The sequence below is a fragment of the Rania fehmarnensis genome (genome assembly GCF_056494185.1).
Genome location: NZ_CM151398.1, coordinates 6393628 through 6406199 on the forward strand (window position 1 = coordinate 6393628; position 12572 = coordinate 6406199).

A 12572-nucleotide genomic window follows, 5' to 3' on the forward strand; every position below is an offset into this window, starting at 1 on the left:
TTGGTTATGACTTTGTTTCTACCCGTTGCGTTGGAAGCCCTGCGAATGAATATTCAGTTCAATCAGTTTCTTGACGATAGCTCAACTGAACCTGCCCGTGGTTTTGGCGCCTTGGAATCTGACTGCGGAAATCTACCGCTGCGCCAGTTGAGTTATCACACGCGTATGCTGGCCCTGGCCACGCACACCACGCTTGTGCAAACCTTTGTCAATCCGTTCAGCGAATCGATCGAAGCAAAGTACCTCTTTCCGATGGCGATCGGTCAAGCGGTCGTAGCTTGCGAGATGCGAGTTGGCCAGCGCGTTATCGTGGCCGAATTGAAGGAGCGTCAAGCCGCTCGCAAGAAATACCAGCAGGCGATTGAAAGCGGACATCGTGCAGCGCTGTTGGAAGAGAATCGCCCCGAAACATTTCTGATGTCAGTCGGTAACATCGCGCCCGGGGAAGCGGTACAGGTCTGCATCCAGACCGTGCATCAATTGACGGCGGTCGATGGCCAATGGACGCTAAGGCTACCACTGGTCGTAGCGCCTCGCTATACCTCCGGCATTCCGCTACCTCGATCTGCGAGTGGCCCGGGTGTGACCGCCGATACGGACCAGGTGCCCGATGCCTCGACCGTAACTCCACCAACTTGGTTGAAGGGCTTTAAGAGCCCCATCGATCTGCGCATCGTCGTCGATCTGGACATGGGACAGTTGCCGTGCGTCGAGAATTGGATCGAGCAGGTGACCAGCAGTTTGCATACGGTGGTCATTGAAGAAACTGCCACCAGCGAACCAGGCGGCGGTAAGACTTGTCGATTGCAAATCAACCCCGGCGAACGCGTCAATCGCGATTTCATTCTCCGGGGCCAGCTTCTGACCGATCGAATGGCTAGTAGTCTGGTATGTGAATCAACCGCATCCAGTGCAGGCACAGATCAACGCGCAGCCTTTGCTTTGACGCTCGTTCCACCTCGTCGCAGTGGTGTTCAGCACAAAGACGTCCTGTACCTGATCGATCGCAGCGGCAGCATGTCGGGTTGGAAAATCGCCGCGGCGCGACGCGGTGTGGCCGACCTTCTCGGTAGCTTGCAACCAGGTGACCGCTTTCGCTTAATTGCCTTTGATGACCGCTTGGATGCATATCACGCAGCCCATCACAGCAAAGGCACGGAAGATTGGATCGAGGTAACCGATCAGACTATTCTGCAGGCCCGCACCTGGTTGCGTACGATTGATGCCAACGGTGGTACCGAACTGGGCACTGCCATTCACGCTGGCCTTTCGGTCTTCCAAAGTCAACCATCCTTCAGTGACAAGCGATCTGGTGCGATCGTACTGATCACCGATGGCCAGATAACTGGCGAAGACTCCATTCTCCGCGTCATCGAGGCGTTGCCGCAAGAATGTTTGCCGCGAATGTATTGCCTCGGAATCGATGAAGCAGTCAACGGAGGGCTTTTGAAGAGAATTGCCGATCGCACTTCTGGTACTGCCGAGTTGGTGGAATCCGAAGCACGGATGATAGCTGCTCTCAACCGATTCGGCAACGAAATTGGCAACCCGGCGCTTACCGAAGTTACCATTACCAACACTTCAAATGAGTCGTTAGATTTGGCCCCTCTGGGTATCAATACCTTATACGAAGGTCGCACTCAGGTCATTTATGGGCGTTGTCGAAATCCGGAGCAATTGTCAATAAAGGTTCGCGGGCGCTTGTCGGATGGCAAGTGGTATGACGAGCAGGTTGGTGCACAGAGTCTCTCGGGCTCGACAGCATCCATTCTCTTGCCGCTCTGGGGCAAAGAGCGGGTGCGGAGCCTGGAGGATCGGTTGTGTTCGCTTGCCAGGAGTGACAAGCACTTGCAGCGAGACATTGTAGCCTGCTCGCTCGAGTGCCATGTTTTGTCGCGACTGACCGCTTTCGTCGCGGTGGACCATACCCACCAGGTAAGGTCAGTTGGCCCGCTCCACTCAGTTGTCGTGCCGAGCGAAATGCCCGAAGGCTGGGATATGCTTATCCCTCAACTTGATTCGGCTAGCCTGATCTCCACGAAAGACCATCAAAACGAAGTTGAAGACGATTTGTGCGGGGATATTTCATGCGGTGCCGTTTCGAGTTTCGCCCGTAGAGATTTCCTATCGCTCGGCAGTATGCCTCCGAATTACGACACTGTCCCCGAGAACATAGTCTCATGCGATGAGCATGTGGCACCATTCGATCTTGACAGCCTTGATAGTTCCAAGCTAGAGCCGCGGGGCCCCAAGTTTCGATTATCGCGCAAGGTACCTCACGTTCTGCAAAGTCTTGGTGCCGTGAGCCCAGCTTTACGCGAGATGGATAACGAGATAGATGAATTGGTGACGCGTCTGTTGGATGCAGCGTTCAAGCAGCAGGCAACGCACATATTTTCGGTGTGGACGGCTGATGCATTACGGATCTACCTGGTGATCGCCGGCCGAGCCGTGCTGCATCTGATTCCACGCTCAATCCAGGCTCATGCAGTAATTCTAAATATCGTCGCTAGAGCTAAACTGGCATCGGACCCGACGCCTGACTTGCGCTCGAGCGTTCTGAAGCATGTTCATGATTCGGCAGTGCATCAACTCAAGCTGCACATCATCGACAAAGCGTTCATGATCGAGCTGCCCAACGCGACTGCTATCCCCGTGCCTGGCTGTGTCAATGACTGGTGGGTCCAGCACGATCCAACCAAAGCGCCGGTTGCCTAAACTCCTGCGGTTAGCTCTTCCTTTATGCGTAAAGTAACTAAGCTTACTTCAGTTTGTGATTACTTTATGTGTAAACTAGTGCAACGGACTCGGTTCTCCCCTTCTCCCTCAATGTACTCATTGGGGGAGAAGGGGCCGGGGGATGAGGGGCGCACGGCGGCCTGAAGCAAGGAACCGGATCGATGCAATTAGTTAAGCAAAAAGAAGAACGACCCGTTTTTGACTCGGCGCATAGCAAAATCTGGGTCACCCCTTTTATTACATCAGTTGCCTATCGAGCATAAGGTAGGCGGGAATCGCCCGCGGTATGCGCGCAGCTCGAGCCTCTGAACTCTTACCAGTCGAGCTACGAACCTGCCATCAATCTCTCAAATTCAGCTACGCGTTAACTGCGGCACTATCTTATAGGGAGCAGTTCAGGGCTTGGTGTGCATAAATCCAATCGAACGGGCTGAGATTTTCCCAATTCCAAGCCTTCGCTGAGAAAGTGGGGGCAGGTCTGGGTCAGGTCTCGACTTGCACGCTTTCGGACTGCAATTGAGTCCTGACCCAGTCCTGACCCCGTTTTTCAAATCAGGACGATCCATTCATGGTGGATCCCATGGCGCATCGGCACGAACGTGAACGATCAAGTCGAGAACAGAAACTACATGCAACTCGGACGGGCCTGGAGACCCGTCCTACAATTCCGTTTATGGACTAGGAGCTTTCGGTGGCCTCAACTGGAAGCGACGTATTTGGCTTTCGCTGCGCGATCCATGTTTGTCTTCAGCGATGATCTTCCAGTAATAGGACTTTCCTGGATCGAATTTACCAAGTGTCCTGGTAAAGGAATTTTTGATTTCACCTTCCGGCAATGCAATCGGGACTGCGTCGTTATCATCCGGCATTTCTTCGACCGGCCAAACGTAGTGTTTGTAGGTCACGCCATCCACGTCCTGGTTTGCCAGTGGAGCCCACTGAAAGTCGATCGGTGCTGACAAAGCCGCCAGGTTGTCGATCGGAAAAATCAGCGTCGGAGCTGCGGGTCGACTTCGAAGGATCTTATCGGCTTGGAGATAGGTTTCTAAGAAAATTCGATCGCCGGTGGCCATCAAGTCAGCGATGCAGTTCTCCCGGAGAGCAGGATCTACAATGTCGGCCGCTAGTTTCGTGGCTTCTTCTCGCGCAATCGGCGGTAGCGGCTGTACTGGGGCACGGCCGGGGATTGGGGCTTTGCAATCGCCTGATTCACCTCGTGGCCACAACTTTTCAGTGAACGTAGCTGTCGAGGTACCCGGAGCATAGTCGAAGAGTGTCGTATCGTCGGTGACTCTCCAGGCGTTTCCAAATTTCTCATACAGCATCTGAAATCGATCGTTCAAATCCGCCGGTCTTGGTCCCAGCAACTCGCCGCCGGGCAACGCAGGCAGCCAGTTCTTGGGGGCAATCACACCCATCAGTCCACGCGTGGCGCGTATGTTCAGGGTATCGATATTCATGTACCAAATCGATTGGTGCGGCCACCAGGTGGGCGTGATAATGATTGAACCGCCACCGAACAAATGGACCTGGATCCCGTGTTGGCTGTCGGTGCGTACAATTCTTCCACGCGACGGCAAACGCATCGGCAGGTCGTTCAGCGACACCAACTTACCGTTGACTCGCAACTGCATTCCCTTTGAATCTGGCTGACCACTCAAATTCGGTTGGTACGTTACACGATCATTAAAAGTGCGAATTGCTATAGCCGAGTTGACGCTGACACACGTGGTCAGTCCCGTGTGACCGTCGGGCCCCAATGGTCCGGCAGTGTTGACCGCTGTCATGCGTGATTGGATTTCGGTACCTAGCCCGCTCAGCAAAACGAACTCACCAGCGGCTTGAAAGTCGTAGCGTGTCCCGTCGACAGTTCGCAAATGCGGATCGCCATGCGAAAACGGACTGCCCCCGTCCACCCACCGCCCAAACGTCTGAATGTCGGCTCTTGTTAGCGGTGGGCCTTGGCAGGGCATCAGGTCATCGGGGACACTGCCGCCAATTTCGCAGTCCTCACTGGTTTGACTGAGCAGGTCTCGAATTCGATCGGCCAGGGCGGATGTGCGTGTATGGGACCGCGACAATCGAGAATCTTCCACAGGGGTCAACGTTGGCGGGTTCTCTTGTTCGGACAGATCGACAAACCTGCCTGCATTGCTGTAAGGCGGATAGTTGAGTCCGCCGTGGCATTCGATGCAGCTCTTGTTAAGGATCCGCTGGATGTCAGTGAAAGTGGGCACCTCACTCGGGTCTGGCAGAGAACCCAAGGTGATATTGACCATCTCAATCAAGTCCTTTGGCACATTGGGATCCAAGAAACGCATCGGATCCGCTGGATCTCTGTATTGGTTGGTCAAGCTATCGCTCAAATCGCCATTGAGGATATTGGTATACGTCCCAAAAATATCGGCAAAATTGTAGGCACGTGAGCGTCCGCGTACGCTCATCGACCACTTGTCAACCGAAACTCCCAGTGGCTCCAGAAAGTATCGGTACAGAGCCATCGGTTGGATATTGTTGGAGTACTCTTCACGATCAACATAGTAGCCTCCCATCTCCGACTGGTCGGGTGAAGTGATGCTACCCTCTATAGCCAAGCTAAGATCTGAGAAACGACGAAATACTTCCTGGCGCAATCTGTCAATGCCCGTGCTGTCCCTCTGCATTGTGAATTCGCCATATTGCTGAATCAGACCATTTTGATTTTCACCCGGCATGGGTGTCCGATCCAAATAAAAATCACCCGTCCGATCAAGATTCAGTTTCTGGATATCCGCTCGGCGACGAGTTAGGCTTTGCGCACGATCGCGCTGCGGTGCCAACACCTGTGCCCGCGTCCGTGTGTCTTGAATCATCTGCTCGATGTTTAATCCACTCCTATCATCAAAAAATGACATATCAATGCGGAGTGGCGCTCCCGGTACAGCGCTGATCACATTGGAACCGCTAATTTGCAATATTTGAGCACTGCCGCCCATTCGCGCGAAACGCGTGACCGCCAAGGCAATCGGACGAACATCGATCGGTACGTTGCCAAGTGCATATTTATGAGAGATAACTTCGTCAGCGACGCGCGTCTGGTTTGGATAAGCACTGTATTGCCCGTCCAAACCGCCGAGAAAATCGAACAGCTGTACACCTCTGCCTTCATCACTTGGGAAGTCGGAATGCTGCAGCGTGACAAAGCTGCCGCCTCGTTTTACCTCCGTGCCAGATCCAGTACCAACATTGCGGTTGAAACTGTAGTTGATCATCACATCCGGAAAAGAGCCAACCGGAAGTAGTTCCTCGCTTGGCGGATCTTCAGGATCAAATCCGAATCGAATTCGACCGTCGGCTAGACGCGTGATCTTGTGTTGATCCGCCGCATCATTCGCCTGTAGCCTTAATTGCTCGAGGATGCGCCGGATCGAGTCGTTTTCGGAACTGTTGCGCCAGTTCCAGAGATTAAAGATCTGCCGAAACGCGGCCGCTTCCACCGTGCCTTGATAAATTCGATCGCGATTAAACGGCAACATCCCGCCCCAACTGTCGTAAGCATCCCAGTTGGGCTTGTTCTTGACCTTCACCAATCCAACCGGAAATCCAGTCGTCCCACCGTGCCTGCTGTCATCATTAAAAACATTTCTGGTCGAATGGCATTTGGAGCACTTGGTGTCATCCTTGATCACACCGCGCACGCGAGCAGGGAAATCAGTGGGGCCGCCGATGGGCAGGTCTGGAATAGTATTCAGGACGACTTCATGGAACCTGAAGTTCTTCTCACCCGGATCCCACTGCATATATTCCACTGCGTTGGGATGTGACCCAGGAAACGAACCGTGCGTCACCAACCCAATCGTAAACACAAAGTCCGCTCGACTACTGGGCAACAGGATGCGTGGATACTTGGCTACGCCCGTTTGCAGACTTTCTGAACGAGTCATTAAAATCCAGTTGAACTTGTATTCTGGATCGAGCGCGGCCAGAAAGCGATCTGCTGTAGTGACGATCGGGTTGGCATCCAAGTAGCGTTGCAGTTGTTCGGGCGATGGCCCTTCGGGATAAACTGTGTGAATCGCGCCGGTGCTGGCAGCGGTAATATCGACAGCCATTCTCCTTGGAGGTGCTACAGACCAAGCCACGATTCCAAACCGATCAGCATCGACACGCCTGACGAAATGCGTTGTATTGGCCTGAATCCCTGGCGGAAGCGAAGCCGATTCAAAGCGAACTTTCTGTCCGTCAGCCAGTCCATGACCTGGTATCGTGATCACGTCCGATCCGATGTCCACGTCGCTGTCTTCGAAGGTCTGTTTCAAGAAGTCGCGCAGAGTCGGAATCGGTGTGTCGAGCGCGAACACCGCTCTCACCGCTTTGTTTGCATCCATTGTCACGGTGACGACATTGGCCGCCCCCGACGCATCGCCTTCCCATCCGACAAACGATGAACCAGGCGACGCAGTGGCCGTTAAGGTGACCGCTGCACCAGTACCGAAGGACTCGTCACAATCCCCCGGCGCATTGACGCCCCCAGGCGAGGACGTAACAGTCCCTTCTCCTAACCCAAAGAAGATGACCTTCAAGTCTTCAGCCGATGCCAACTTGGCCAGCATCCCGCAACTAACGGCCAGGGTGACCAAAGGCAGAATACCGTTGTACAACTTATGACTGAAAATCGCCATCGAGTTCAATCCTCATACTACCGGGTGTTCGCGTTATCTAAACTTCTTCAGTCGTGCTCGGCCTGCTCAACTACTGAGACAACAGCCAAGCGATCAGCTCTTTCACCTCATCGTCTGAGAGCGAGCGAGAATGCGGTGGCATCAACACGCCACCGGTGACTTCGGACCAGTTGCCTTTACCTCCGCCGAGAATCTTGTTCGTCAACAGTTCCTCCGCTTTGGCACTGTCGCGATAACGATCGGCGACAGCCGAATAGGCTGGCCCCACTTTTTTCTGGTCGGGCGAATGGCATTTCAGGCAACCATGCTTGCGAGCTAGCTCTAACCCTTGGGAATGCCTTTCAATGCCATCCGTGCTGGAGGGCGCCGACAGCACGACGACATGGCCTTTCATGAATGGGTGAGGCGAGCAGATATATTCAAATCCAGATTCGCCGCTCGACTCGTTGAAGACGATCGTCTTCTCTTCGCCCTGCGACAGAGCTCCGGTGTCAAATGCCGGATCGTCTTCCCTGGTCGCGGTGTGAATGCTCGCATCCTTGTTGACCCATTTGATCGAGTCTCCCACATGGATCGTCACAATTGGAGGTGAGAAAGCAAAGTCAGCGATCGTGACCACCTTCGTTTCGCCGTTACCACCGCCGCGCTGCTCCGGTTTCACCACGCCTGGTTCCAACGTTAACGTGCGTAGCACGATGTCCGGCGCAATGTGCGAATTCAACAGTAGCCTGGGTGCAGCGGATGCGTCAGCGGGAACAACCAGACGCAGCGTGTAATTCTTGACCTTCCCGAACGTGTTAACAGCATAGAGCTTTCTGTTCAGCACCAGCGGGTCGTCGACCTGCAGTTCCAGGAGCTCCACATCTAGTGGGGGAAAATAAACTTTCGTGCAGCCGTTCGTATCACCGAACCCATTGGTTGCACAGACATTGCCATCTAGTAGCAACCTACCTTTACCGCCGAGCACTCCTTGAAGGGATATTCGATGCGTCTTGCGTATCGCTGCATCGTCTAAAGCAAACTCAACTTCTTGCCCATTCTGCAAATACGCTGTTTGATACTGAATCGGATCGACTGCCAAGACGGGACATGCCAATACACCGAGCAGAAACGCGATAGCACATCGAAACATGCTTTTGCTCCAAACCAAGGGTAGATCACTCGCACACCCTCCGGTACAGCCCAATATATAAAATTGTGGGTAACCGTATCGGATTCGAATGTCCTTTTGGAAAACCAGCAGACCAAAACGCAAGATAACACAATTCCAACTTGCTAGCGCTCATAAACTTTGGATATTTGCAGAACATTTTATAAAGCTTAACATCTCTGCTTCAACTTGATTGCGCTATGCTTTTTCTTTCCATGAACTTCGCCAGAACAAGAGTTAATCCCCATGAACGCGAAACCCTTCAATTCCCTTTTCCCCTTTGATTACAAAGGGTAGAAAGACGGCCCGTGCGGTTAGCTCATACTTTATGCGTAATGCAATCAAGTTACTTTCATTGGCAATTGCTTTATGTGTAAACTAATGCGTGGTCACCGGTTCTCTCCTTTTCCTACAATGTACTCAGATCGTACAGCTTTTCAGTCAGTTGTGCGGAGGGCTTTACGTCACCTCTCCCAAGCTTTGCTTGGGGGAGGTCGGAGCCAGCGTTAAGCTAGGCTCCGGGAGGGGGCTCGTTACCGAAGTGGAAGTGTCTGCAGCAGAATGCACCACACAAATTGTTTCGCTGCAACGAAGAAAACACATCGCGTCTACTTAGTGACCCTCAGAATACAAGTGCCGATCTGGACATATGACAAGTTTACAGGTACTTTGGTTTTCGCTGGTTATCAAGACAAAACTCGCCTATTTCGCAACTTCCGTACCGATGAGTATATGAGTAAATAGAGATGGAAGTCTATTCAGATGGTCTGCTCAAAAGCGATTGCGTTCGTTGCATGTACTCTGGTTTTGGCGACTCTTGCATCTCAGTCGAAATCCCAAGACCCATCCCAGCCAGTCGCGCTCGGTACGGAGGACCAGCCGATGGCACCCGCACTTCAACTAAAGACATTCTACGCATCGAATGGTGGACTAACGCTAATTTTGCAAGGCGTTAGGATTTCAGGTCGTGGTTGGAAATTTGAGCGAGAGGCTCGAAGTCAGCTTCGCGCGCAAGTGGAACGTTGTTTGGACAAACGCAAAACTCACATGACCGAGGCCGAAAAACTAAGCAAGACTGATACAGCGTTTTGGACCAAGGTCGTCGCAGATGAAATTGACTCTGAGTTGAAGATGAGCGAGCTAATTAGCGAGGCGCTGCCTCCAGATCAACAAGCTGCCTTTATTACAGAAAACGCTCGGGACCTTGGTTTAGCAATTTTTTACTCAGCTGCTTTTTGGCGTTTAGGCAAGCTCAGTGAAGAACAGCAGGAGCAGCTTGTCAATAAGATCAAGAAGCAGAAGTTTCTGGAAGCCGATGTTCTGAGAAAACCACCGAAAGAGATTACCCCGCCGCCCAGACTTAACTTATTTGAGAACCTGAGCATAAAGCAACTGGAAGTGCTGTTCGTGCTCCAGGCGAGAATGGACGAAGACATGACCATGGAGGATTATCTGGAGCTCGCAGGTGACGAAGAAAAGAAGTTCCTGGGCAATGCCAACAAGGGTGTACGCGAAGTCCTCGAGAAAATGGCGAACGAGCCACAGTGAAGCAGTTCCAGGTGTAACTCGGTAGCTCAACACTTAGCCATCAAATCTTCCGGTGGCGATTCCGCAGATGTCGCAACACCGTTTCCAGCGCGATAAACGGGGTCAGGTCTAGACCTGCCCCATTTATTGCATGAGTTGTCTATCGAGCATGCGATAGTTGATGGCTTCGTGGAGGTGGTGAAGTTCGATGGAGTCGCTGCCGGCAAGGTCGGCGATGGTGCGGGCCACGCGGAGGATCTTGTCGTGGGCGCGAGCTGATAATCCCATCTCGTGTACGCTGTCACGCAGCGCGTTGCGCGAGATGTTGTCGAGCACACAATATTGACGCAGTTGACGACTATTCATTAGCGCATTGGTTTGAATTGACTCGCCTTTGAAACGTTTCAATTGCAACTGGCGAGCTGTCAACACGTCGGTGCGCATCTCCTGGGAACACTGGCCCGGCGTGCCGGCTGATAGTTCTTGAAAAGGCACAGCGGGCACTTCGATGTGAATGTCGATGCGATCGAGCAGCGGACCCGAGATGCGAGCCATGTATCTTTCAACTTGCACGGGTGTGCAGTTACATGTCCGGCGTGGATCGGTGCGAAAACCGCACGGACACGGATTAAGCGCAGCCACCAACATAAAGTTAGCGGGAAAGGTCGTGCTGCGCAGGGCTCGCGAGATGGTCACGATGCGATCTTCCAGCGGTTGCCGCATCACTTCGAGCGTCCGCCGGTTGAACTCGGGCAGTTCATCTAAGAACAGCACACCATGATGAGCCAAACTGATCTCACCGGGCGAAGGCGGACTGCCGCCACCAACCAGACCCGCATCGCTAATCGTATGATGCGGCGAGCGAAACGGTCGAGTCGCCATCAACGGTTGACCAGGTGGCAAACGCCCCACCGCACTATATATCCGGCTGGTCTCAATGGATTCTTCAGCCGTCAGCGTAGGCATAATTGTAGGCAAACGCTTGGCCAGCATTGTCTTGCCTGACCCTGGTGGCCCTAGCATTAATAAATTATGTGAGCCCGCGGCGGCGATTATAAGAGCTCGTTTGGCGACGTCTTGGCCGCGGACGTCGGCGTAGTCGATGTCATAGCGACTGTACTCTGCAAACAGTTCGTTCAAATTCGACGGATGAGGATCGATGTCCAGCATACCGGTAAAGAAGCCCACAGCTTCGGTGAGCGACGCCACTGGGATAACTTCGATTTCTTCAACTACCGAAGCTTCGCCGGCGTTTTCTTTGGGGACCACAATCCCTTTCAAACCCGCTTCGCGCACGGCCATCGCCATCGATAGCGCACCCTTCACTGGCCGAGTCGCACCTTCCAGCGCCAGCTCTCCCACGACGGCATAGTCATCGAACTTCTCCGACTGCATCTGACCACTAGCGGCCAAGATCCCTAGCGAGATGGGCAGGTCAAACGAAGCCGCTTGCTTGGGCAGCTCAGCCGGCGCAAGGTTGATAACGATGCGATCACTGGCGCGCATGAAGCCGCTGTTGACCAAGGCCCGCTCAACGCGATGTGTGCTCTCTTTCACGGCCGCTTCCGGTAAACCGACCAGCATGGTCTTGGGCATCGATGTCGGCGAGACATCGACTTCCACTTCCACCTGCGGCGCATCAATTCCCAACAGCGAGAGCGTCTTCAGTTTCGCCAACATCGGCCAGGCATCCTTTCGGGAAAGGGTCCAAACATGGCTAGCATTTTTGCCAGCATTTGTGCCAGCATTGTGCCACGCACATCTTGCAGCTTGCAACGCGGCTACACTGTTTTATAGGGAACCTGCCAAGACCTTTTAGCGGTTTTGGCACCGAGAATTAAAAAAAATCTCGGAAAAAGTATCAATTGAGATACCGTACATTTCACGGGCAAGCCGTGTTCGGCAGGGACAGGTGACAAGAGTTGACGTTCGCTCTGGAATCCGGCAGACTTTGCGCGAACTTTGCTTCGAAGCGGTGCAAACAAAGATCGCAAACTTTGAGTACCTGACTCGTCACGATGCCAGAATTGAGCAAGCGAAGAGTTAACCACAGAGACACAGAGACACAGAGACACAGAGACACAGAGACACAGAGGAAAACAATATGGCAGTAGAGGCAGTGTGAAGAGGTCTCACGCCAAGGCGCCAAGGCGCAAAGCTTCGTGCTTCCGCCTTTGCGCGTCAGTGCCTTGGAGTGAGAGTGTGTTGCGGGTTCCTGCCGGATATACTCTGCCGCAACAGGGTTTTTCTCTGTGTCTCAGTGCCTCTGTGGTTAGCTCTGGAATCCGGCAGACTTTGCGCGAACTTTGCTTCGAAGCGATGCAAACAAAGATCGCAAACTTTGAGTACCTGACTCGTCACGATGCCAGAATTGAGCAAGCGAAGAGTTAACCACAGAGACACAGAGACACAGAGGAAAACAATATGGCAGTAAAGGCATTGTGAAGAGGTCTCACGCCAAGGCGCCAAGGCGCAAAGCTTCGTGCTTCCGCCTT

Annotated in this window: 5 protein-coding genes; 2 read left to right on the forward strand and 3 right to left on the reverse strand. The window is 53.1% G+C overall.

What is annotated here, in order from left to right; translation table 11 throughout:
• Positions 1-6: 6 nt before the first annotated feature.
• Complete coding sequence (locus SH573x_RS21940; protein WP_479349934.1) at positions 7-2718, forward strand: VIT domain-containing protein; 2712 nt, start codon at positions 7-9, stop codon at positions 2716-2718.
• A 692-nt stretch (positions 2719-3410) separates the two neighbouring features.
• On the opposite strand, the gene SH573x_RS21945 is transcribed toward SH573x_RS21940, so the two are convergent.
• Positions 3411-7400 carry an InlB B-repeat-containing protein gene (locus SH573x_RS21945; RefSeq protein WP_479349935.1) on the reverse strand — a complete coding sequence of 1330 codons (3990 nt, stop codon included), beginning with the start codon at positions 7398-7400 and terminating at the stop codon, positions 3411-3413.
• 70 nt (positions 7401-7470) lie between these two features.
• Positions 7471-8532, reverse strand: coding sequence for a c-type cytochrome (locus SH573x_RS21950; RefSeq protein ID WP_479349936.1), 1062 nt, complete (start codon positions 8530-8532; stop codon positions 7471-7473).
• Between the two features lie 900 nt (positions 8533-9432).
• On the opposite strand from SH573x_RS21950, the gene SH573x_RS21955 reads away from it, so the two are divergent.
• A complete protein-coding gene (locus tag SH573x_RS21955) occupies positions 9433-10098 on the forward strand; it encodes a hypothetical protein (RefSeq protein ID WP_479349937.1) in 666 nt (221 codons plus the stop codon).
• A gap of 123 nt (positions 10099-10221) precedes the next feature.
• Here the strand turns inward: SH573x_RS21955 and SH573x_RS21960 are convergent, their stop codons facing one another.
• Positions 10222-11757 carry a YifB family Mg chelatase-like AAA ATPase gene (locus SH573x_RS21960; RefSeq protein WP_479349938.1) on the reverse strand — a complete coding sequence of 512 codons (1536 nt, stop codon included), beginning with the start codon at positions 11755-11757 and terminating at the stop codon, positions 10222-10224.
• Positions 11758-12572: the final 815 nt, after the last annotated feature.